The sequence below is a fragment of the Amphritea balenae genome, from assembly GCF_003858655.1.
Classification (GTDB): domain Bacteria; phylum Pseudomonadota; class Gammaproteobacteria; order Pseudomonadales; family Balneatricaceae; genus Amphritea; species Amphritea balenae.
The window spans coordinates 235,842-258,374 of the sequence record NZ_RQXV01000008.1 but is presented as its reverse complement, the minus strand read 5'-3'; the positions used below and the strand labels follow the sequence as shown (position 1 = coordinate 258,374).

General features: G+C 47.2%; 21 protein-coding genes and 2 rRNA genes. 22 read left to right on the top strand and 1 reads right to left on the bottom strand.

All coding sequences use genetic code 11. The annotated features are described in order from the left end of the window. The 4 genes from EHS89_RS15035 to EHS89_RS21610 all read left to right on the top strand — a co-directional run. A 23S ribosomal RNA gene (locus tag EHS89_RS15035) occupies positions 1-99 on the top strand; the annotation flags it as partial. A gap of 157 nt (positions 100-256) precedes the next feature. Next, a 5S ribosomal RNA gene (gene rrf, locus EHS89_RS15030) occupies positions 257-372 on the top strand. An 839-nt stretch (positions 373-1,211) separates the two neighbouring features. Then, positions 1,212-1,472 (top strand): FAD assembly factor SdhE, encoded by a 261-nt coding sequence (locus EHS89_RS15025; protein WP_124926990.1) that lies wholly within the window; start codon positions 1,212-1,214, stop codon positions 1,470-1,472. Beyond that, positions 1,450-1,914: a protein YgfX gene (locus tag EHS89_RS21610; RefSeq protein ID WP_373290105.1), complete on the top strand. Its 465-nt coding sequence runs from the start codon at positions 1,450-1,452 to the stop codon at positions 1,912-1,914. The genes EHS89_RS15025 and EHS89_RS21610 overlap by 23 nt, the downstream gene beginning before the upstream one ends. Here the strand turns inward: EHS89_RS21610 and nadB are convergent. Beyond that, positions 1,880-3,475, bottom strand: a complete 1,596-nt coding sequence (nadB, locus tag EHS89_RS15020; protein WP_124926974.1) for an L-aspartate oxidase — start codon at positions 3,473-3,475, stop codon at positions 1,880-1,882. The genes EHS89_RS21610 and nadB overlap by 35 nt on opposite strands. A 250-nt stretch (positions 3,476-3,725) precedes the next feature. Here nadB and rpoE point away from each other — a divergent pair, with 250 nt between their 5' ends. The 18 genes from rpoE (at position 3,726) to ppc (ending at position 22,171) form a co-directional block, all read left to right on the top strand. After that, entirely contained in the window at positions 3,726-4,310 is a 585-nt protein-coding gene (gene rpoE, locus EHS89_RS15015) for an RNA polymerase sigma factor RpoE (RefSeq protein WP_124926973.1), read from the top strand. Positions 4,311-4,464: 154 nt separating this feature from the next. Continuing rightward, a complete protein-coding gene (locus EHS89_RS15010; protein ID WP_124926972.1) occupies positions 4,465-5,295 on the top strand; it encodes a MucB/RseB C-terminal domain-containing protein in 831 nt (276 codons plus the stop codon). 6 nt (positions 5,296-5,301) lie between these two features. Beyond that, positions 5,302-5,739, top strand: a complete 438-nt coding sequence (locus EHS89_RS15005) for a SoxR reducing system RseC family protein (protein ID WP_124926971.1) — start codon at positions 5,302-5,304, stop codon at positions 5,737-5,739. 25 nt (positions 5,740-5,764) lie between these two features. Then, complete coding sequence (locus EHS89_RS15000) at positions 5,765-7,168, top strand: DegQ family serine endoprotease (RefSeq protein WP_124926970.1); 1,404 nt, start codon at positions 5,765-5,767, stop codon at positions 7,166-7,168. A gap of 183 nt (positions 7,169-7,351) precedes the next feature. Then, positions 7,352-9,151: a translation elongation factor 4 gene (lepA, locus tag EHS89_RS14995; RefSeq protein ID WP_124926969.1), complete on the top strand. Its 1,800-nt coding sequence runs from the start codon at positions 7,352-7,354 to the stop codon at positions 9,149-9,151. An 11-nt stretch (positions 9,152-9,162) separates the two neighbouring features. Next, entirely contained in the window at positions 9,163-9,975 is an 813-nt protein-coding gene (gene lepB / locus EHS89_RS14990; protein WP_124926968.1) for a signal peptidase I, read from the top strand. A 25-nt stretch (positions 9,976-10,000) separates the two neighbouring features. Continuing rightward, positions 10,001-10,375, top strand: a complete 375-nt coding sequence (locus EHS89_RS14985; protein WP_124926967.1) for a DUF4845 domain-containing protein — start codon at positions 10,001-10,003, stop codon at positions 10,373-10,375. Continuing rightward, positions 10,375-11,061, top strand: a complete 687-nt coding sequence (gene rnc / locus EHS89_RS14980) for a ribonuclease III (RefSeq protein WP_124926989.1) — start codon at positions 10,375-10,377, stop codon at positions 11,059-11,061. Before EHS89_RS14985 ends, rnc begins: the two co-directional genes overlap by 1 nt. Then, on the top strand, positions 11,058-11,993 hold the full coding sequence (era, locus tag EHS89_RS14975) for a GTPase Era (protein ID WP_124926966.1): 936 nt from the start codon (positions 11,058-11,060) through the stop codon (positions 11,991-11,993). Before rnc ends, era begins: the two co-directional genes overlap by 4 nt. 14 nt (positions 11,994-12,007) lie before the next feature. Further along, on the top strand, positions 12,008-12,712 hold the full coding sequence (gene recO / locus EHS89_RS14970) for a DNA repair protein RecO (protein ID WP_124926965.1): 705 nt from the start codon (positions 12,008-12,010) through the stop codon (positions 12,710-12,712). Between the two features lie 129 nt (positions 12,713-12,841). Further along, the gene (gene pdxJ / locus EHS89_RS14965; RefSeq protein ID WP_124926964.1) at positions 12,842-13,615 is read left to right on the top strand and encodes a pyridoxine 5'-phosphate synthase; all 774 of its coding nucleotides are present in this window, start codon (positions 12,842-12,844) and stop codon (positions 13,613-13,615) included. Continuing rightward, positions 13,612-13,986: a holo-ACP synthase gene (acpS, locus tag EHS89_RS14960; protein ID WP_124926963.1), complete on the top strand. Its 375-nt coding sequence runs from the start codon at positions 13,612-13,614 to the stop codon at positions 13,984-13,986. The genes pdxJ and acpS overlap by 4 nt, the downstream gene beginning before the upstream one ends. 221 nt (positions 13,987-14,207) lie before the next feature. After that, positions 14,208-14,636: a universal stress protein gene (locus EHS89_RS14955; protein ID WP_124926962.1), complete on the top strand. Its 429-nt coding sequence runs from the start codon at positions 14,208-14,210 to the stop codon at positions 14,634-14,636. Positions 14,637-14,782: 146 nt separating this feature from the next. After that, on the top strand, positions 14,783-15,679 hold the full coding sequence (gene cysM / locus EHS89_RS14950) for a cysteine synthase CysM (RefSeq protein ID WP_124926961.1): 897 nt from the start codon (positions 14,783-14,785) through the stop codon (positions 15,677-15,679). Positions 15,680-15,967: 288 nt separating this feature from the next. Further along, positions 15,968-18,223, top strand: coding sequence for a GTP diphosphokinase (relA, locus tag EHS89_RS14945; RefSeq protein WP_124926960.1), 2,256 nt, complete (start codon positions 15,968-15,970; stop codon positions 18,221-18,223). 12 nt (positions 18,224-18,235) lie between these two features. Further along, entirely contained in the window at positions 18,236-19,060 is an 825-nt protein-coding gene (mazG, locus tag EHS89_RS14940) for a nucleoside triphosphate pyrophosphohydrolase (RefSeq protein ID WP_124926959.1), read from the top strand. A gap of 4 nt (positions 19,061-19,064) precedes the next feature. Beyond that, positions 19,065-19,451: a hypothetical protein gene (locus EHS89_RS14935; RefSeq protein WP_124926958.1), complete on the top strand. Its 387-nt coding sequence runs from the start codon at positions 19,065-19,067 to the stop codon at positions 19,449-19,451. 113 nt (positions 19,452-19,564) lie between these two features. Then, the gene (ppc, locus tag EHS89_RS14930) at positions 19,565-22,171 is read left to right on the top strand and encodes a phosphoenolpyruvate carboxylase (RefSeq protein ID WP_124926957.1); all 2,607 of its coding nucleotides are present in this window, start codon (positions 19,565-19,567) and stop codon (positions 22,169-22,171) included. The last annotated feature ends 362 nt before the right edge of the window (positions 22,172-22,533 follow it).

Here is a 22,533-nt window from a genome sequence, read left to right as displayed (position 1 = left end):
CTGAAGAGCCGTTCAAGACCAGGACGTTGATAGGCTGGGTGTGTAAGCGTTGTGAGGCGTTGAGCTAACCAGTACTAATTGCTCGTGAGGCTTGACCATATAACGCCAAAAGCGTTTGTTGAGCTGATAGATACATTGCTGAAAAGCACAGACTGAATAAAACAGTCTACGGATTAGAGTTTGTACACTCTCCGATTACAGGATTCAAATGACGCGTTGAACAGTAATGTTCAAATCGTTAGAGCAACCAGTTTTGCTTGGCGACCATAGCGAGATGGAACCACCCGATCCCTTACCGAACTCGGAAGTGAAACGTCTTAGCGCCAATGGTAGTGTAGGGATTCCCTATGCGAGAGTAGGTCATCGCCAAGCACCTAATTAAATAACCCCCTGCACGCAGTGCAGGGGGTTTTTTAATGCCTGTGATTTATGATCTGCTCGAGCATAGATGCGACAAAAGCGCGAAGCGCGTTGAACGTCGGCGCTTGCGACGACGGCCCTGAAGAGCGAAGCTCTGAATGGGTGAAGGCGAAGCCTGAATAATGTAGGTCATCGCCAAGCACCTAATTACGAGAAACCCCAACACGCTGTGTTGGGGTTTTTTCGTTTCAGAACGCAGGTACGTCTGCTTGTCCGATCTTAAGTGCCGAAGTCCGATGTGGCTATGCCACGTCCGAACGTTGCTACACAACTTGTCCGGTTACGAAGCAAGCCCCTAACCAGTTTTAAAAACATTTACACCACAGAGATCAGAGAGGACACCGAGGAAAAGAAAAATCACAAAGGGTACTGCACCGATAGCATTTATCTTATAGCTCTAACTCTTGAGATCTGCTTTTGACCCTCTCTGTGATCTCTGTGATCTCTGTGCCCTCTGTGGTAAATCGCTCTTATCTTTTCCGCTTTTACGGACACGCGGCGAAGCCGCATCGGACAAGCGCAGCGTTCGGACAAGTGAAACGATCGGACTTCGATATCTTATAGCCTTCGGCAACGCCTTTTCCCGCTATAATGATATCTGTCATCCTGAGGGATGGGTTGGTGTGTTATTGTGCCTGTCAGGTTCTCTTGTTCTCCTACAGGCTTTGTTTTGCTATCAGTCTGTTTTGGCTTGCTAGGAGGGGGGCTAATTTTATATATTGCGTACCACGTTTTCCGGGGCGGCTATTAAAGACCGGAATCACTGAAATTTGATAACTGGCAGGTAAATGATGTATACCGAGGAAGATGTAAGACGTCTTAAATGGCAAAGCCGGCGGGGCATGTTAGAACTGGATGTTCTGTTTATTCCTTTTGTTGAAGAAGCATTTCTTGATCTGCCTGAAGATGATAAAGACCGTTTTGTTAAACTGCTTGCCTGCGAAGATACTGATTTGTTTGTCTGGCTAATGGAACGGGAAAAACCAGAGGATCCTGATCTTCAAAGAATGGTCAGGATAATACTGGATCGTGTTCAGCCCGCTTCAAGCTGATATTCAGCCCTCTGCTTTCTGCAGAGGGCTCTACCTTTCTCTGGCAGCTTCTGCCATTGCCTCTGTCTGGTATGCGGATCTAGTAGCTTCCCTGAGTATTTTATTAACCGCTTTCATACTCTGTTATCTCAAGCTTCGCTGGTCCCGTATAGTGAATCTTAAGCATTGTTCAGCAGTGAATGCTTTGCGCTGGGTTGTGGATAAAAAGGCGCTGTCGATAAAACTAAACGATGGTCATTGGTATGCTGTTGAGAGTATCCAACCAGGCGTTATCTATTCCTGGTTGTTGGTACTAAATATCAGATTAAGTCAGAATAAACGCAATGTTAAACTGCTTATCTGGCGTGATAGCCTGAGGCCGGATCAGTTTCGCCGTCTATCGGTTTTGTTGCGTTATTCGTCTTTGTCTAATGCCACTCATAATTTATCGGCGTCAGGATAGTGTCCCGTGCTCTTGCCAACTTCTCCGGATAGTCGAGGGTGAAGTGAAGGCCGCGGCTTTCTTTTCGTTGCATTGCGCACCTGATTATCAGGTCGGATACCACTGCAAGGTTACGTAATTCAAGCAGGTCTCTGCTGACTTTATAGTTGCTGTAGTACTCACCAATCTCCTGCTGTAGAAGATCTGCTCTGTGCTTTGCCCGCTGTAGTCTTTTGGTTGTGCGAACAATGCCTACGTAATCCCACATGAAGCGTCTTAATTCATCCCAGTTATGAGCGATGATGACGTCTTCATCGGAGTTTGTGACCTGGCTTTCATCCCAGGCGGGAATGTCCGGCAACTCATCAGATGTCTGATGATTATTGACGATGTGTTTAGCCGCGGAAGAAGCATAAACAATGCATTCCAATAATGAATTACTGGCTAGCCTGTTGGCCCCATGCAAACCGGTAAAGGCTGTTTCTCCGATTGCGTACAGACCTTCAACATCAGTCATGCCTTGCTGATTAGTCATTATTCCACCGCAGGTGTAATGAGCGGCTGGGACAACGGGAATCGGTTCCTTAGTAATATCTATACCGAAACTAAGACAGCGTTCGTATATGGTTGGGAAGTGCTCCTTTATGAACTTATCTGACTTATGTGAGATATCCAGAAATAAGCAATCACAGCCTAAACGTTTCATTTCATGGTCAATCGCCCGGGCGACAACATCCCGCGGTGCCAATTCGCCTCGCTCATCGAATTTATCCATGAATCTGGAACCATCGGGCAAACGTAGCTTACCTCCTTCGCCACGTACAGCTTCGGTAATCAGAAACGATTTGGCTTGTGGATGGTAAAGGCAGGTTGGGTGAAATTGATTGAATTCCAGGTTGCCAACCCGACATCCTGCTCGCCATGCCATGGCAATACCATCGCCTGATGCGCCATCTGGATTGCTGGTATAGAGATAGGCTTTACTCACGCCGCCCGTAGCGAGGACAACGGAGCTCGCTTTGAATACATCAACATGGCCGCTTTTGTTGTCCAGAACATAGGCACCGATACAGTGGTTAGTGGCCAGGTTGAGTTTATGGCGGGTAATCAGGTCTACGGCGATACGGTCCTCAAACAGATCGATATTGTCACTGTCGATCGCTCGCTGAATCAGTGTGCGCTGAATTGCCTGACCTGTTGCATCTGCAGAATGAATAATCCGACGATGGCTATGTCCGCCCTCTTTTGTCAGGTGGTATTCATCGCCGTTACGTGTGAATGGCACGCCCTGTTTAATCAGCCAGTCGATGCTTTCTTTGCCGTGTTCGATGGTGAATGTGACAGCATCTCTCCGACTAAGGTTTGCTCCCGCAGTAATAGTGTCTTCTATGTGGGCATGGGTGCTGTCGCTATTATCCATGACCGCAGCAACGCCACCTTGTGCCTGGTAGGTTGATCCGCTGGTGAGATCTGCTTTACTGAGTACGGCAATTCGGTATGACTCAGGCAGCTGTAGAGCCAGGCCCAGCCCGGATGCGCCGCTTCCGATGATTAGGACATCGTACTGAAATTCATTACTCATGATACATCTACTCACAGACCATTTTTCAAATGCTAATTATTGCCTGAACGGCCCGTCTGAGCCAGCCTATGATGCTAATTATTATTTTTTTTTTAGTTCAGTTGAACTTAGTTTGTATTCAATGCTCATACCTTATAACTTGGCGCCTGTAATGAAGCAGAGTTGCATAATACAGGGGGTGGCATTCATACTTCCTTTAAAGCAGTAGTTGCTGCAATTAGTTTGGATCTGATCAGTATTAAGGAATTGAATGTCCAGCGAAAGCCAAGCATCGATAGATAAGAAGCTTGTTAAACGAGTACAGGCGGGTGATAAAACTGCCTTCGATCTGTTGGTTAAGAAGTACCAGCATAAGATCATTGGTTTGATAGGTCGTTATGTTTACGATCATCATGAAGCGATGGACGTGTCGCAAGAAGCGTTTATAAAAGCATACCGGGCGTTACCCAATTTTCGGGGTGACAGTGCGTTTTATACCTGGCTATATCGAATTGCGATTAATACCGCCAAAAATCATCTGGTAGCCAAAGGGCGCAGGCCACCGGATATGGATATTGATGTAGATGACGCCCATCACCTGGAAGGTGATCGTGGCCTTAAAGATATCGAAAGTCCCGAGAATAGTCTTTATCGGGATGAGTTAGCCAGAGTTGTTCGAACGGCAATGGACCGTTTACCAGAAGATCTTCGAGCAGCACTGGCGTTACGTGAATTTGAAGGTTTGAGCTACGAAGATATTGCTCAAATCATGGATTGTCCGGTAGGTACCGTACGATCAAGGATTTTCAGGGCACGGGAAGCGATTGATAAGGAGATCGCGCCTCTTTTGAGTTAAGTGCTTGCTGAATTGAGAGAGTGTTGAGTCGAGTAAATAGCCATATTAAAAACTGAGCTAATTACTGAACTAAGCAAATAGGTATTTCGCAGCTAAAATGTTGCGAAATTTAACTGTTCTAATCGAACTGTAGTAACCCGGTAGGAGTTGGCTGATGAGCGAACAACCCAAAGAGAGACTCTCTGCTTTAATGGATGACGAGGTCAGCGACTTTGAGTTGCGTAGCCTGATTAAACAGGCTACCGAGAATGAACAGTTGTCAGAACAGTGGCAGCGTTTCCATCTCGCCAGTTCTGTTCTAAAACAAGAGCCGCTTGCGAAGGGTGATATCAGCAGTTCGGTTATGGCTGCGCTTGCTGATGAACCTGCTTATGATTCTCCACAACAGCCTGTAGTCCAACAAAAAGGGTTTGCCAGTAGCTTTATCAAACCCCTGATGAGTATGGCTGTTGCTGCGTCAGTCACAGCGGTTGTTATTCTGGGTGGACAGAACTTTGGTATAGGTACTCAGGATACAAACACTGTTGCTCAAGCACCGCTTCAGAGCAAGATTCAACCTGCTTTTAATGCTTCACAGGGCTTTATGCGCGCTCAGTATGGCAACTCCCCTGTCATTAGTCAGTCGCAATCTGAAGCTGATGTGATTCGTTTGAATCAGAATCTGAGTAGCTATATAAATCAGCATAAATCGTTATTGCAGTCGCAGACTTTAGACCTGTCTCCTGGTTGGATGCCGGAAGGGTTTACTAAAGTGAAAAGTGCACTTGCGCCGGGGGCTGATATGGCCGTGTTTAGTAATGGTAAGAGCTCTTTTACTCTGGGGGTTGAACGTGTCGGTAACGGCGCGGTTCCCGAAGGGGCTACACAGGTTGGTGATATGGTTGCCGTAGGTAAGCGTGTAGATGGACATTTTGTCACTATCGTCGGCGACCTGCCTTTGATGGTAGCTGATCGTATTGTTAATTCGATTGAGAAAATTCAGTAATTTAAGATGATAGAAGAGAGTGGCCGGGTTGTAAGGCTTGAGTCTGAGACCGTTTGGGTTGAAACCATTAAGCAGAGTGCTTGTGCCGGCTGTAGCGCACAAAAAGGTTGTGGACAGAGTCTGCTGGCAAAAATAGGTGACGGTAAGCGGCTTGAGATACAAGTTGATAACCCAGATCAAATAGCCGTTAGCGTAGATGATCAGGTGTTACTTGGCGTAGGCGAGCGCTCTTTTCTCACGGCGTCGCTGTTGGTTTATCTGTTACCTGTTGTTGCTATGTTTATCGCAGCGCTAATGGTTCAGATAGCCGGTTTTGCAGAACCCCTGGTGATTGTTGCTGCTGTGTTAGGTTTGATAGGTGGGTTTCTGTTAACCCGTATCATTTCTAATAGCATGACTGCTCATTGCAGTTACCGACCGGTGCTGCTTCAAAAGTTAAATTAGTCCCTTTGTGTACAGGAATATAGATATGAAATTTATCAGAGCTGTGTTTAGTCTGGTTTTTTTGTTGTTCGTTACCAGTGGTGTACATGCGGCCTTACCAGAGTTTACTAATCTGGTTAAACAGGCTTCTCCTGCTGTAGTTAACATCAGTACTGTACAGCAGAGGCAGACACGCACTCAGGGGATGCCTCAGTTTCAGCTTCCGGATGGGCAAGAGATACCTGAGATATTCCGTCATTTTTTTCGCATCCCTCCAGGATCGGGAAATGATACTCCACGCCGGAAAGTGCCTCGTTCACTAGGTTCAGGTTTCATTATTTCAGAAGATGGCTATATTCTGACCAATCATCACGTGGTGGCAGAAGCGGATAAAGTGATTGTTCGGTTGAATGACCGACGTGAGCTTGAAGCTGAAGTGATCGGCTCTGATAAACGTTCTGATGTGGCGCTACTAAAAATTAAAGCCACAGACCTTCCTGTTGTTAAAGTAGGTGATTCTGATAAAGCTGAAGTCGGTGAGTGGGTACTCGCTATTGGTTCGCCATTTGGCTTTGACTATTCTGTTACGGCTGGGATTATCAGTGCGACTGATCGAAGTCTGGCGAATGAAACCTATGTTCCATTCATTCAGACAGATGTTGCTATCAATCCAGGTAACTCAGGTGGCCCCCTCTTCAATTTAGAAGGTGAAGTGATAGGTATTAATTCCCAGATTTATACCCGCTCCGGAGGGTTTATGGGCCTTTCATTCGCTATTCCTATGAATGTTGCCATAGAAGTGGCTGATCAGCTGAAGAAGAGCGGATCTGTAAGTCGGGGTTGGTTAGGCGTTATTATTCAGGAGGTTAGCCGTGATCTTGCTGAGTCATTTGGACTGGAAAAGCCTGAAGGTGCGCTGGTTGCAAAAGTTTTACCTGGCAGCCCTGCTGAAGATGCCGGCCTGAAAGAGGGCGATATCATCTATAGTTTTAATGGTCAGTCTATTAATCGTTCCGGTGATCTGCCGCATCAGGTGGGGCGTATCCCGCCAGAGACCGATGCTGAAGTTGGCGTAGTTCGCGGTGGTAATAAGCAGAGTGTCACGGTAACTATTGGTTTGTTACCAGCGCCTGGTGAAGAGCTAAAAACAGCCAAGAGTAGTGAGTCATCTTCTACGAACCGCCTGAATATTCAAATAAGCGAGTTAGACGACCAGTTACGTGAACGCTGGAATGTTAGTAGCGGAGTAGTGGTGCGTAAGGTTGAAGAGGGAGCTGGTGCTGATTCCGGGCTGATGATCGGCGATGTAATTACCATGCTTAATGGTGAAGATATCGGTTCAATCAAGAAATTTGCCAAAGTAGTTTCTGCGCTACCGGATACTAAAGCGGTACCAATGCGGATAGTACGACGGGGCAGCCCTATGTTCATACCGCTCAAGTTGAAATAAGCGTTTTCATACTATTTTTAAACTATCTTAAAATAAAGGGGGGCTATTTAGCCCCCTTTATTCTTTTATGGCACTGATCTCGATGATGGTCGTAACTGACGAAATACGGTACACTTGCCGGCTTCTGAATTGCGCCCACAAAACCGGGCTGCATGCCTAATTTTTTTAGCTGGTGATTCCGTAGTGAGTAAGCTCGAACACATTCGTAACTTTTCGATTATTGCCCATATAGACCATGGTAAATCTACTCTGGCCGATCGCTTTATTCAGACCTGTGGTGGTTTGAGTGAACGAGAGATGGCGCAGCAGGTTCTGGACTCGATGGATCTGGAGCGTGAGCGTGGGATCACTATTAAAGCGCAGAGCGTAACGCTTGAATATAAAGCTAAAGATGGCAAGACCTATCAACTGAACTTTATCGATACGCCGGGGCATGTTGACTTTAGCTATGAGGTATCTCGTTCACTGGCTGCCTGTGAAGGTGCTTTGCTGGTAGTAGATGCCGCTCAGGGTGTTGAAGCTCAGTCAGTAGCTAACTGCTATACCGCGCTGGAACAAGGCTTGGAAGTGATGCCTGTCCTGAACAAGATGGATCTGCCTCAGGCAGAACCAGAGCGGGTACGTAATGAGATTGAAGAAGTAATCGGTATCGAAGCACAACACGCAGTTCCTTGTAGTGCTAAAAGTGGTCTGGGAATTGAGGATGTTCTGGAACAGTTGGTACATGATATTCCTGCACCGGTAGGTGATGTTGATGCACCGTTACAAGCGCTGATTATCGACTCATGGTTTGATAATTATCTTGGTGTCGTCTCTCTGGTACGGGTAAAAAACGGTACTCTGCGTAAAAAAGATAAGATAAAGATTAAATCGACCGGTATGTTACATCCCGTTGATGGCGTAGGTATCTTTACACCAAAACGTAAAGAGACCGGCGAGCTGAAAGCAGGTGAAGTTGGCTATGTGGTCGCCGGGATTAAAGATATTCACGGTGCGCCTGTCGGCGATACAATTACACACGCTAAAACACCAGATGTTGAGACTCTGCCTGGCTTCCAAAAAGTTCAGCCGCAGGTTTATGCTGGCCTGTTTCCTACCAGTTCAGATGACTATGAAGATTTCCGTGAAGCGCTGAATAAGCTGACGTTGAACGATGCTTCACTGTTTTTTGAGCCGGAATCATCTGATGCCCTGGGTTTTGGTTTCCGTTGTGGATTCCTTGGCATGTTACATATGGAAATTATCCAGGAACGTCTTGAACGGGAATATAATCTCGATCTGATTACCTCTGCTCCGACTGTAGTCTATGAGTTGGAATTGCAGAAAGGCGATATTATTCACATTGATAGCCCGTCTAAAATGCCCGATCCTGCATCGATAAATGAGATGCGTGAGCCGATAGTTGAAGCGAATATTCTGGTGCCACAGGAGTATCTGGGGCAGGTTATAGGGCTCTGTGTCGACAAGCGTGGTGTACAGAAGAATATGAACTTTGTCGGTAATCAGGTTCAGGTTTCTTATGAGCTACCGATGGCTGAAGTTGTACTGGATTTCTTCGATCGACTTAAATCCGTTAGTCGTGGTTATGCTTCACTAGAATACAATTTTGTACGCTTTGAACCGGCTCAACTGGTTCGTCTGGATATTCTGATTAACGGCGATAAAGTAGATGCTCTGGCGGTTATCCTGCATCGTGATAATGCTCAGCATCGTGGTCGTCAGCTATGTGAAAAAATGAAAGATCTGATTCCACGCCAGATGTTTGATGTAGCTATACAGGCTGCGATCGGCGGCAAAATTATTGCCCGAACTTCTGTAAAAGCCCTACGTAAAAACGTAACCGCTAAATGTTACGGTGGTGATGTTAGCCGTAAGAAGAAACTGTTACAGAAGCAAAAAGAGGGTAAGAAGCGCATGAAGCAGGTGGGCAGTGTTGATATTCCTCAGGATGCTTTCCTGGCCGTACTGAAAATAGATAGCTAGGACTGAATAGCATGGATTTCGATTTTGCACTGATACTTGTTGTGCTGACTTTTATCGCAGCACTAGGCTGGTTTTATGATCGTTTAGCTCTGGCCGGTGCTCGTAAGGAACGTATCGCAGCAGCAACAAAGCAAACCGGTGGTACTTTACCTGAGTCAGCACTGGAACAGTTGAATAAAGAAAACGGCCTGATCGATTTGTGCCGGTCATTGTTTCCTGTTCTGTTTGTGGTTCTTATCCTGCGTTCGTTTGTTGTTGAACCGTTTCAGATCCCTTCAGGCTCAATGAAGCCTACACTGAAAATCGGTGACTTTATTCTGGTTAATAAGTGGCATTATGGTTTCAGATTGCCGGTTATTGGTACCAATGTTTTGCCTATGAATAAACCACAACGTGGTGATGTCGCGGTGTTTAAGTATCCGCAGGAGCCAAGTGTGAACTATATTAAACGAGTAGTTGGCCTGCCTGGTGATCGGATTCGATATCAGAATAAGACACTGTTTGTGAATGGTGAAGCACAAGCTCAGACGCTACTGGCTCAGTTGCCACCGAAAAGGCCTCGGGTATTGTTGGTTGAGGAGCAGCTAGGTGAGGTTTCACATCAGATCTACCGTGATGTTGGTCAGGCGCGTATCGCCGCAGAATGGGTAGTGCCAGAAGGACACTACTTTATGGTTGGTGATAATCGTGATAATAGTAATGACAGCCGGTTCTGGGGCTTTGTGCCAGATGAGCTATTAGTAGGTAAGGCATTTGCCGTATGGATGCACTGGCAAGACTTTTTTACTTTACCTGAATTTGGCGATGTAAGAGCGATCCATTAAAGGCAATAACGGACAGGGGTAGGCAATGTCGATGCGAAATAAACAGCAGGGCGCAACGTTTTTTTCTCTAATGATTATTCTGATTGTTGCAGGCGTATTTCTTGCCGTTGGATTTAAGCTCTACCCCCCTTACTGGGATCACAAACTGATCGTTTCAGTGATGACTGATCTGACAGAAAACCCGGATACCCGCGAAGATTCAGCGACTGAAATTCGCAGTAAAATTATGAAACGGTTACGTATTAACCAGGTCAAACTTCCGGTTCAAAAAGCCGTGAAAATTGATGAAAAAGAAGGGATTAAGACAATAGTCCTTAAATACGATGTAACCGTACCTATGTTCTATAACGTTGATGCTGTGGTTAAGTTCCACGAGCAATATGAAGTGATTAGCCGTTGATTATCAAACCTGCAACTGACCTGGCAAAAAAGCTGGGTTATCAGTTTAAAGATTCCAGCCTTATTGAGCTGGCTTTAACCCACCGTAGCCACGGTAAACGAAATAACGAACGACTTGAGTTCCTGGGGGATTCAATACTGAATTTCGTTATAGCTGAAGCGCTGTATAACCGTTTCCCTGAAGCGAAAGAAGGGCAGTTAAGCCGTCTGAGAGCTTTGTTGGTTAAGGGCGAAACGCTGGCCGAACTGGCCAGAGAGATGAAACTGGGCGATTACTTAAGACTGGGCTCCGGCGAATTGAAAAGCGGAGGCTTCCGTCGCGATTCCATTCTGGCTGATGCAGTAGAAGCTATTATCGGTGCTATCTATATGGATAGCGATATGGATACCTGTCGTCCCTATATTCTGGATTGGTATAAAAGCCGTCTTGCGCAAACGTCCTTGGAAGATACTCAGAAAGACTCTAAAACCCGATTGCAGGAGTTTTTGCAATCACGACGGGCACCGCTGCCTGCGTATGAGCTGATCTCGGTGACGGGAGAAGCCCATAAGCAGACTTTTGAAATTCGTTGTAGCGTCACTTTGTTAGATCAGCCAACCGATGGGAAAGGCAATAGCCGTCGTCAGGCAGAGCAGGAAGCCGCACGTAAAGCGTTGGAAAGTCTTAAGGTAGGTAGCACAGCATGAGTCGTGATCTGAGTTATATGCTCGATGAGCCCAAAGACAATACCCAGTGTGGTTTTGTTGCCATTGTTGGTCGCCCTAACGTGGGTAAATCGACGCTGATGAATGAAATTCTGGGTCAAAAGCTGAGTATTACTTCCCGTAAGCCTCAAACTACCCGCCATCAGATTGTTGGTATTAAGACTGAAGGTGATATTCAGGCGGTTTATGTAGACACCCCTGGCCTACATAAAGATCAGGATAAAGCGATCAACCGCTATATGAATAAAGCGGCCAGTTCAGCGTTGCGCGATGTTGATGTAGTAGTGTTTATCATCGATCGAACAGCCTGGACCGACGAAGATCAGATCGTTTTTGATAAAGTGCAGGGCGTAAAAGGTCCTGTCATTCTGGTGATCAATAAAATTGATCAGCTGGAAGATAAAGATTCTCTGTTGCCTCATCTTGCTGAACTATCTCAAAAGATGGATTTTCACGAGATCATACCTATCTCAGCCAAGCTCGGGACCAGTGTCGATCGCTTGGAAGCTGTGATAAATGAACAGCTGCCAAAGAGTATGCATTTTTATCCGGAAGATCAGGTAACAGATAGAAGTTCCCGTTTTCTGGCCGCCGAGCTGGTGCGTGAAAAACTGATGCGTAATCTGGGTGATGAGATCCCTTACGGTACGACTGTAGAAATTGAAGAGTTCAGTCGTAATGAACGGGGTATTCTGATTATCAGCGCATTAATTCTGGTTGAGCGCGAAGGGCAGAAGCGTATTGTTATTGGTGATAAAGGCGCCAAAATCAAAGGTATTGGCCGGGATGCCCGTCTTGATATGGAAAAGATGTTCGATTCCAAAGTAATGCTCAACCTCTGGGTTAAAGTGCGTAGCAACTGGTCCGATGATGAACGGGCTCTGCGTAGTCTGGGATATAACGATATCGACTGACAGGATACCGGCCGATGAGTTTTCAGCTTGAAGCCCAGGCGGCCTATGTCCTCCATACCCGACCTTATCGAGAAACCAGTTTACTCGTCGATCTGTTCACCCTCGAACAGGGTAAAGTCAGTGTCGTAGTGCGTGGCGCGCGTAGTCCACGTTCCCGTATGCGTGCAGTGATGCAGCCATTTACCCCGATCCAGGTTGGCTGGCGGGGACGGCAAGAATTAAAAAACCTTACTCAGGCGGAAGCCGTCTCGGTACCCATGTTTCTTAAGGGTGATGCACTGATGTGCGGTTTGTATGTTAATGAACTGCTGGAACGATTATTACCGGTGCAGGATCCCCATCCCAGACTTTATGTTTACTACCAATATGTTCTGAATGAGTTGCAGTCTGGTAAAGACATTGAGCTGGCCTTGCGAACGTTTGAACAGAAACTGCTACAGCAGTTAGGCTATGAGTTTGATGTCCAGCACTGTCAAGCCGAACTCATTTATAGCTATGAGCCTGAACAGGGTTTCATTCAAGTGTCGCAGGTTACCGAGCGGACAAAGAAGTCCTGTTTCAGAGGGGAGCAGTTGTTAGGTATCGCAGCTGAACAGTATGACCGACCTGAGATTCGTCGGGCAGCAAAACGTTTAATGCGACTTGCTCTGGAGGCTCGGTTAGGTAACCGGCCACTTCAGAGCCGTGAGCTTTTTAAGAGTTATGGTGCGAAAACATAATTAGCTTGTATCTGTAGGGTTATGTTTTCAGGGTAATGTTTCGTATGGCGATATTGTGTGGGGCTATGTCTTGTCAGGCATTTTTAGTAAGCTCTGTTTTTATTATTTAGGATTTTTAAGAGGTTAACCGTGGTAGAACCAAGTCGTTTACTGCTGGGTGTGAATATCGATCACATCGCAACACTGCGTCAGGCGCGGGGCACTCGCTATCCTGATCCGGTTCAGGCTGCCGCCATAGCCGAAGATGCCGGGGCCGATGGTATTACTGTCCACCTGCGGGAAGATCGACGTCATATTCAAGACCGGGATATTTATCTGTTGGCTGAAACGCTGCAGACCCGAATGAATTTCGAAATGGCAGTCACCGATGAAATGGTGGCTATTGCTGAGAAAGTAAAACCCGGCCATGCCTGTCTGGTGCCAGAAAAACGCGAAGAGTTGACCACCGAAGGTGGTCTGGATGTGGTGGGTCAGGAAGCTAAAATTAAAGCGGCTTGTGATCGTATGGCTGCTGCAGGGATTGAAGTATCGCTCTTTATCGATGCAGACCCGGATCAGATTGATGCGACTATTCGTTGTGGTGCCCCGGTTATTGAGTTACACACCGGTGCTTATGCTGACGCAGAGAATGCGGCAGAGCAAAAAGCTGAACTGCAGCGCATTAAAGAGGCATCGGCCTATGCTTTCAGTAAAGGGCTGATTGTAAATGCAGGGCACGGATTGCACTACCATAATGTTGAGCAGATCGCAGAGATCCCGGAATTGAATGAGCTCAATATTGGTCATGGAATTATGGCTCGTGCGGTGTTTGTTGGTTTGAAAGAAGCGATCGCTGAGATGCGTCGCCTGATGATGGAAACTCAGGCTCGGATTCAGCCATTGCGGGATGCCGTGCGTCGATGATTCTGGGTATCGGCACTGATCTGCTTGATATTCGTCGTATAGAGAAAGCTCTGGCGCGAACGCCAGGGCTGGCAGCGCGGATTTTGACGGCTGCTGAACTGGAACAATTTAATCAGTCAAAACAGCCTGTAAACTTTTTGGCAAAACGTTTTGCAGCCAAAGAAGCTGTGGTTAAAGCGCTGGGAACAGGTATTGGCCGGGGTATTAGCTGGCAACATTTTGAGGTTAGCTATGACTCATTAGGGCGCCCGTTAATATCACTCAATGGGGCGGCCAAAGATAAAGCTGATGAGCTTGGTATTCAGCGGATTCACCTTTCATACACGGATGAAACAGATCACGTCGTCGCTTTTGCGGTAGCAGAAAGTTAATGCCTGTCCATAGGGAGCCTGTCCCTGTTCTGTAAGTCCTGATACCTGAAGTGACAAGGTTAATGGCTATAGTCCAAACGAATCAGAAAGCAGGTTCTGGTTTGAATACATCACTTTGGCCGGTTTTACTTGACCACTAAATAGATACCTCCAAAAACCGTTAGCTAAAACGTCTAGACTAAACTGACACCAGTGGTCAGTTATTTACGGAGGTGTTTGTGATGAAAACCCTGATGGTCGCTACCGACCTGACTTCTGGCTTTACTACGGCGTACGAGAATACCATCTTACTGGCAAGGTCATTTGCCAGTACGGTCTATCTGATGCATGTAGTAAATCCTAATGAAGACAGCAGCTATAAGGATAAGAAATCGATAGGGCAGGAGTTTGCTGATGAGTCTGCTGTCCTGAACAGTATAGCGGCACAGTTCCGTGATCAGGATATCGAGACCCATGCACTGCTTCTTGAGGGCGTTATTCCCATCGCTATTCTCGATGAAGCCGAGCGTTTACAAGCCGATCTGATAATTTTGGGTGGGGCAGGCAAAGGTTCTGCAACGGGCATTCTGGTAGACAGTATTAGCCAGGCCGTTATAAAACAGACTCAAACACCAATAATGCTGTTCCCTGCATCGGGGCTATCGGAATAAAATAAACCAGGCATGAATTTTTCTGTATTGAGCTTTATATCGAGCCCCGGTATTATTCCGACCTTGCTGTTAAGGCATATAAACTGTTTTTTTAATTCTCTTCGGTTATATCTATATGTTTCCGGAGCCGTCTCTGGAAGTAAGTTATGAGTGTTCAGTTTCCAACCATCGAAGAATATGTCGGTAATACGCCGTTAGTTCGACTTCAGCGACTGAATGTAGGTCGTGGTAATACCGTGCTTTGTAAGCTGGAAGGTAATAACCCAGCGGGTTCGGTTAAAGATCGTCCGGCACTGAGCATGATTCAGCTGGCGGAAGAACGTGATCTGATAAAGCCCGGCGATACGCTGATTGAGGCGACATCGGGCAATACCGGTATTGCACTGGCGATGGCTGCTGCTATCAAAGGTTATAAAATGAAGCTGATCATGCCGGATAACAGCAGTGAAGAGCGTAAAGTCTCTATGACCGCTTATGGTGCTGAGTTGATTTCAGTGACCAAAGAGGAGGGCATGGAAGGCGCCCGTGATCTGGCTCTGCAGATGCAGGAGCAAGGTCTGGGTATTGTGTTGGATCAGTTTGCCAATCTGGATAACCCCGAAGCCCATTACCGGGGCACTGGCCCGGAAATCTGGCAGCAGACCCAGGGTAGCATCACTCACTTTGTCAGCTCCATGGGGACCACCGGTACCATTATGGGAACCTCCCGTTATCTGAAAGAGCAAAATTCAGACGTCAATATTGTCGGGCTTCAACCTGCAGAGGGGGCATCAATACCCGGTATCCGACGTTGGCCTGAAGAGTATCTGCCGAAGATCTTTGATGCTTCCCGGGTTGATCAGGTATTGGATATTACTCAGGAAGAAGCAGAAACGACGATGCGTGATCTGGCGCAGAAGGAAGGTATCTTTTGTGGCGTATCATCCGGCGGAGCAGTTGCCGGTGCGCTGAGGCTGGCACAACAGGTTGAGAACGCGGTCATTGTTTGCATTATATGTGACCGGGGTGATCGATACCTTTCAACCGGCGTGTTCAGCAACTAAGTAACAGGTTTATTTGTATAAAGGAGCCTGAGGCTCCTTTTTTTGTGGCACGTACTATCATTGATAAAGTCTCCGGTTTGGGGAGTTGGTTTGGTTTAGAAATGAACTTACTCGCTATTACAGGTCTGAAGGACTAGAATGTGCCCGCTTAATTTGGGCCTTATTTTTTATGAGCCAGTTTTTTATGAGCCAGGCTCAGGCCCTCAGACTATAAAATAATAAATCAGGGAAAGATTAAAGGTGGATTTACCCTTTGATCAGATATCAGGTTAGGAGTGGCGTAACGCCGTGGTAAAAGTACGCGAAGATCATCCGATACATGACGATGGCAGTGTCGATCTGGATTTGTGGCTGGAAAGGTTACAGGAACAGGTTGAAGTCAAAGATATAGATACAGTCCGGCAGGCCTGTCTTTATGCTAAAGAGCTGAAAGAGGAGATACAGACCTCTGAAGAGTCGTGGCATGATAAAGACAGCTACATCACCGGACTGGAGATGGCGCAAATTCTGATTGAGCTGAATCAGGATGAGGAGGCCTTAGTTGCCGCTATCTTGTATCGCAGTGTGCGCGAAAAACGCACCACACTTGAAGATATTAAACGACGTTTCGGCAAAACAATTGCCAGTCTGATTGAGGGTGTGCTGCAGATGGCTGCTATCGGCAGTCTCCAGAACCCTCGTCGTGAAAACGTGTTAGGTCAGAGCGGTAATCCGCTGGATAACGTACGCAAGATGTTGGTCTCAATGATCGACGACGTACGGGTTGTATTGATCAAAATTGCAGAACGTACCTGTGCTATCCGTGGTGTTAAAGAGGGATCGCGTAAGAAACGCTATCTGGTTGCTCGCGAAGTCTTTGATGTGTATGCGCCTTTGGCCCACCGATTAGGTATTGGCCATATTAAGTGGGAGCTTGAAGATCTCTCATTTCGTTACCTGAAGCCTAATGACTATAAGCAGATAGCCAATCTGCTGGATGAAAAGCGTCTTGACCGTCAACAGTTCATTGAGGATGTTGTCGGCATTCTAAATAGTGAATTGGATAAAGTAAGTATTGATGGTGAGGTGATGGGCCGTGCCAAGCATATTTACAGTATCTGGCGCAAAATGCAGAGCAAGAATATCGACTTTAATCAGGTCTATGATATTCGTGCTGTGCGTATTCTGGTGCCGGAAATTCGTGATTGCTACACCGTACTGGGCATAGTACATGGTCACTGGCGCAACATTCCTCATGAATTTGATGACTATATCGCCTCGCCTAAGCCAAACGGCTATCGTTCATTGCATACGGCCGTGTTTGGTCCTTCAGGTAAAGTGTTGGAGATTCAGATCCGTACTTACTCAATGCATGAAGAGGCGGAGCTGGGGGTTTGTGCGCACTGGTTGTATAAGGGAACAGATACTCAGTCTCAGAATAACAGCTACGAAGAGAAGATCGCCTGGTTGCGACAGGTTCTGGAGTGGCATGAAGATCTGGGAGAGAGTGAAGCATTCTCCGATATGATCGACAGCGAAATTACCCATGACCGGGTTTATGTATTTACCCCTGATGGTCATGTGGTCGATATGCCGGTTGGTTCTACACCGGTTGATTTTGCTTATCGTGTGCATACCGAGGTGGGTCACCGTTGTCGGGGAGCCAAAGTGAATGGCCGTATCGTACCGTTAACCCGTCAATTGAAAACCGGTGATCAGGTCGAAGTATTAACGGCCAATACAGAGCATCCTCGTCGAGACTGGCTTAACCCTAACCTGGGTTATATCACCAGCGCCCGTTCCAGGGCGAAAGTACAGCACTGGTTTAAGTTGCAGGATAAAGATAAGAACGCTGCGGCCGGTAAGAAGATTATCGATCGGGAGTTCAGACGTCTGGCGCTGATCAGTTCAGAACTGAACTATGAGCAGATGGCTGTTTCGGTTAACAGTAATACCGCAGAAGATATGTATGCCGCGTTGGGTGCGGGTGATATCCGCTTGTCTCAGGTGATTAATGCCGCGCAGAAGCAGGTAGGCACGGGTGATCACGATGAGCAACTTGACCTTGAGTTACCGGTCAATATCGCTAAAGCACCTTCGGATTATGAGGGCATTAAGATCCGTGGTGTTGGTAATCTGCTGACCTCCATAGCGCCTTGTTGTAAGCCGGTTCCTGGTGATCCGATTATCGGCTATATAACCAAAGGCCGGGGCGTTTCGATTCATCGGGAAGACTGTACCAATGCCTTCCAGTTGCGGGAGCATGAAGGCGAAAGGATTATAGAAGTCAGCTGGAATGAAGGTGGTGAATCGACCTATCCGGTAGATATTTTTGTCGAAGCTTTTGATCGTTCCGGTCTGTTACGTGACCTTATGATGGTTCTGGCAGTTGAGAATATTAACGTGTTGTCTGCCAATACTCAGTCTGACAAAAAGAGTAATATTGCCCACCTGTCACTGACCATTGAGATTAGTCGCCTGGAATTACTGGGTAAGATTATGGACAAGATAAATCAGATTCCTAACGTGACTGATGTACATCGTCAGCGCAGTGGAACCGGATAGCAGGAACCAGCAATGGCTAATTACTCGCTTGATGATCTGCTCAGCCTGATGGGGCGATTGCGTGACCCCGAAGACGGTTGTCCCTGGGATCTGAAACAAACTTTTGCCACTATAGTACCGCATACGCTGGAAGAGGCTTATGAGGTGGCGGATACCATCGAACGTGAAGACTGGGATCATCTGCAGGGTGAGTTGGGGGATCTGCTATTTCAGGTAATCTTCTATGCTCAGCTAGGCAAAGAAGAGCGACGTTTTGATTTTGATGCCATCGTAAATACGCTGGTAGAAAAGCTGATCCGTCGACACCCCCATGTTTTTCCTCAAGGCACATTACAAAGCCGACGTTCAGTTACAGGTTCTGCTGAACCCGATGAGAAAGCGGTCAAGCTAACCTGGGAAGCGATTAAAGAGCAGGAGAGGGGCAGTAAGCCGGTGGTTGAGCCTCGGGTTCTGGATGACATTCCCTTTGCACTGCCGGCGCTTAATCGGGCTGATAAGCTACAGAAACGGGCTGCCCGGGTCGGATTTGATTGGGGCGATGTTGGCCCGGTATTAGATAAGATTGAAGAAGAGATTGCCGAGTTGCGTGAAGCTATCGCAGCGGGTGATAAGGTTGAAATGGAACATGAACTGGGCGATCTGATGTTTGCCCAGGTTAATCTGGCCCGCCATATGGGGGTTAATCCGGAAACCGCTCTGCGTTGCACCAATCAGAAATTTACTAACCGCTTCAATTATATTGAAGATCAGGTTAAAACCTCAGATCTGGATTGGCAGGATTATAGTCTGGAGCAGCTGGATAGCTGGTGGAACGAGGCAAAAGGGAAGGGTTTATAAAGTAATGGAGTCATATCAATGGTTTATTCTGGGCGTTATCCTTATGGCGATACTGGGATATTGGAATTATCAGCGAACTGAGGGACAGTTGCAGTCGTTACAAAGTGCAGGTTTTGTTGTATCGGATAGACTCAAAGGGAATCCGGGGGTTGTCATAAGTCGTAGTCAAAGACAGTGTGCGGTACTGATACCTACGGGTTATCAGAGATTTGATTTTAGTCAGATCCACGGTGCTGAGGTTAGGTTTGACTGGGCATCTGATACTAAAACAAACTTTCGCTTAGTATTGCTGCTGGAAAATGCCTATAAGTCTGAAGTTGAGATTGGCTATCAAAATGAGCCGCAAGCCAATAATGCACTAAAAAAACTTCGGAGCCTGGTTGTTCAGTAAGAAAAATTTAACCATATAAATCCCTCTGCTGCGACTAAGATACTATTTGTGCTTAGCACAAAGAGTGTAGTATCAATAAGATAGCTTATTGATACATCAGACAGGGGAAGCGAATGACAACACTTCACGAAGACCTGCGCGATGACGTGCGGATGCTCGGCGAATGCCTGGGGCAAACCATCGCAGCCCACAAAGGGCAGGAATTTTTCGATAAGATCGAAACCATACGGACGCTTTCTAAAGCGGGCCGATCCTCTGGGCAGCCAGCTGATGAGGAACTTCTTAAGACGCTCAGTGAGCTGGATGATGATGACCTGCTTCCGGTTGCGCGCGCTTTTACTCAGTTTTTAAATCTTTCCAATATTGCAGAAGAACATCACCGGGTGCGTCGTCGCTCTGGGGTGATGGATGTTTGTACTTCCGATTCATTTTGTGGTCTGTTGGGTCGCTTGCAGCAGCAAGGGCTAAGTAAAAAACAGTTAGCGGATACCGTGAAACAGATGGATGTTGAGCTGGTACTGACGGCCCATCCGACTGAAGTAAATCGTCGCACACTGATTCAGAAATTTGATGCCATTACTGATTGTCTGCAACGTATCGACCGCGGTGAAGATCTGCGGCACCGATTGCATGAACTGATTAGCCAGGCCTGGCATACGGATGCCATACGTAAACAACGGCCTACACCGGTTGATGAGGCTAAATGGGGCTTTGCGGTAATAGAGAACTCGCTCTGGGAAGCGGTCCCCGTCTTCCTGCGACAGATTGATAAGCAGCTGTTTGATGCCACGGGAGAGCACCTGCCACTCACTCATTCACCGGTTCGCTTTGCTTCCTGGATGGGGGGCGATCGTGATGGTAACCCTAATGTAACTTCGCTGGTGACTGAAAAAGTCCTGTTACTGTCTCGCTGGATGGCGGCAGATCTCTATCTTAAGGATATTGATCAGTTGCGTAGTGAGCTGTCGATGAATAAGTGCAGTTCAGAGTTGCGGGCATTAGTGGGAGATCATCCTGAGCCTTATCGTGAGCTTCTGCGGGATGTGCGCAACCGGTTGCGCAAAACGAAACACTGGGCCACCGAAAATCTGGACGGTCAGCCGGTTGATAATCAGGACATATTCAGTCAGTCCCAACAATTTTTAGAACCACTTCAATTGATTGAGAAGTCGTTGCGAAGCTGTGGCATGGAAGTGATTGCCGGAGGTTTGCTCAGCGATGTCATTCGTCGGGTAGCCTGCTTTGGCATGACGCTGGTAAATCTGGATATTCGACAGAACTCTGATCGTCATGCGGAAGTGTTTGATGAGTTGAGTGGTTACTATGGTATGGGGCGCTATACCGATTGGGATGAACCTACAAAACAGGCATTTCTGTTAAAAGAACTGCAGGAAAAGCGTCCGTTATTGCCCCGTGACTGGCAGCCTTCTGAAAATGTGCGTGAGGTACTGGATACCTGCGCGGTAGTGGCGCAGGAAGAACCGGACTCACTGGGTTCTTATGTGATCTCCATGGCAAGTCAGCCTTCCGATGTATTGGCTGTGATTCTGCTGCTGCAAGAGAGCGGTATTCAATACAATATCCGGGTGGCACCGTTGTTCGAGACCCTGGATGATCTGGATAATGCGGAAGACTGTATTCGTCAGTTGCTGGATATCCCCTGGTATAAAGCTTATACCCAGGGACATCAGGAAGTGATGATAGGCTATTCCGACTCCTCTAAAGATGCCGGGCAGCTGGCCGCAGCCTGGGGCCAGTACCGTGCTCAGGAAGCGCTGACCCGCTTGTGTCATCAGCATGACACTCATCTGACTCTTTTTCATGGTCGTGGCGGCACAGTAGGCCGGGGGGGCGGCCCTAGTCACACGGCGATACTGGCTCAACCACCGGGATCAGTCGCAGGTAGCCTGCGGGTAACTGAACAAGGTGAGATGATCCGTTTTAAATTTGGCGTACCTGAGATTGCGGTGCGTAATCTTGAGTTGTATACCTCGGCGACACTGGAGGCTACTCTGGCTCCAGCTCCTGAGCCTAAGCCTGAGTGGCGCCAGTTAATGGATGAGCTTTCTCTCAGTGCGCTACAGGCTTATCGCTCAGTGGTACGTACTGATCCTCAGTTTGTACCATATTTCCGTGCGGCCACACCGGAACAGGAGCTGGCCAAGCTACCGCTAGGTAGTCGTCCGGCGAAGCGTAAAGCCGATGGTGGCGTTGAAAGCCTGCGGGCGATTCCCTGGATTTTTGCCTGGACTCAGATCCGTTTGATGCTACCTGCCTGGTTGGGCAGCGATGTGGCTTTGCAGCAAGTGCTGGATAGAGGGCAGTTTGAACTGGTGCAGGCAATGCGCAGGGACTGGCCGTTTTTCCAGTCATATATCGATATGCTGGAGATGGTGGTCTCAAAAGCCGATAGCAATATTGCCGCTTATTATGAGAAACGTTTAGTGTCAGAAGAGTTAAGTGTGCTGGGGGCTGATCTGCGTTGTCGGCTGGAAAATACGGTTGAACTGGTGAAGAAAATTAAGCAGCAGGATGAGCTGTTACAGGCTAACCCTGTCATCCGACAATCGATCGATGTACGAAACCCTTATATTGATCCATTGCATTTTCTCCAGGCAGAACTGCTACACCGGGACCGGAATCAGCCCGATGAACGGTTAGAACAAGCGCTGATGATTACCATGGCCGGTATCTCTGCCGGTATGCGCAATACCGGTTAAATGCTGATAGCAGGTAAAGGGGGGCTCGTCTCCCTCTTATCTGGTCTGCGTTAGTGTTTTCAGGTTGATGAAAAAACAGCCAAAAAAGTATTTTTTAGCCGGATGTTATGCCTTTGGGGGGTTGCTACCTCGGCCAGTTTTGACTAATCTCGAGCGTTCGCCTTTTCGGTTTGGTGTTTTGGTATCTTAATTTAGGTAAAAACCGGAGAGCTAGCCTCCTGCAGTTGTTGATGCGTTAGATCTTGGTAGTAGATCAAATGTCCAATTGTAAGTAGTAGGCGCCAAGCGTTAATGTGGTTGGCATTTCCGCTCAGTACAGAATTCAGCTGGTAGCTATACAACAGAGTTACCGGTCATTTTTT

Coding starts and splice junctions, on each gene's coding strand:
- rpoE (WP_124926973.1), top strand. CDS start 3,726: ATGTCCAGCGAAAGCCAAGCATCGATAGATAAGAAGCTTGTTAAACGA.
- EHS89_RS15010 (WP_124926972.1), top strand. CDS start 4,465: ATGAGCGAACAACCCAAAGAGAGACTCTCTGCTTTAATGGATGACGAG.
- EHS89_RS15025 (WP_124926990.1), top strand. CDS start 1,212: ATGTATACCGAGGAAGATGTAAGACGTCTTAAATGGCAAAGCCGGCGG.
- cysM (WP_124926961.1), top strand. CDS start 14,783: ATGAGTGTTCAGTTTCCAACCATCGAAGAATATGTCGGTAATACGCCG.
- mazG (WP_124926959.1), top strand. CDS start 18,236: ATGGCTAATTACTCGCTTGATGATCTGCTCAGCCTGATGGGGCGATTG.
- EHS89_RS15005 (WP_124926971.1), top strand. CDS start 5,302: ATGATAGAAGAGAGTGGCCGGGTTGTAAGGCTTGAGTCTGAGACCGTT.
- EHS89_RS14935 (WP_124926958.1), top strand. CDS start 19,065: ATGGAGTCATATCAATGGTTTATTCTGGGCGTTATCCTTATGGCGATA.
- nadB (WP_124926974.1), bottom strand. CDS start 3,475: ATGAGTAATGAATTTCAGTACGATGTCCTAATCATCGGAAGCGGCGCA.
- EHS89_RS15000 (WP_124926970.1), top strand. CDS start 5,765: ATGAAATTTATCAGAGCTGTGTTTAGTCTGGTTTTTTTGTTGTTCGTT.
- recO (WP_124926965.1), top strand. CDS start 12,008: ATGAGTTTTCAGCTTGAAGCCCAGGCGGCCTATGTCCTCCATACCCGA.
- EHS89_RS14985 (WP_124926967.1), top strand. CDS start 10,001: ATGTCGATGCGAAATAAACAGCAGGGCGCAACGTTTTTTTCTCTAATG.
- EHS89_RS14955 (WP_124926962.1), top strand. CDS start 14,208: ATGAAAACCCTGATGGTCGCTACCGACCTGACTTCTGGCTTTACTACG.
- acpS (WP_124926963.1), top strand. CDS start 13,612: ATGATTCTGGGTATCGGCACTGATCTGCTTGATATTCGTCGTATAGAG.
- ppc (WP_124926957.1), top strand. CDS start 19,565: ATGACAACACTTCACGAAGACCTGCGCGATGACGTGCGGATGCTCGGC.
- era (WP_124926966.1), top strand. CDS start 11,058: ATGAGTCGTGATCTGAGTTATATGCTCGATGAGCCCAAAGACAATACC.
- lepB (WP_124926968.1), top strand. CDS start 9,163: ATGGATTTCGATTTTGCACTGATACTTGTTGTGCTGACTTTTATCGCA.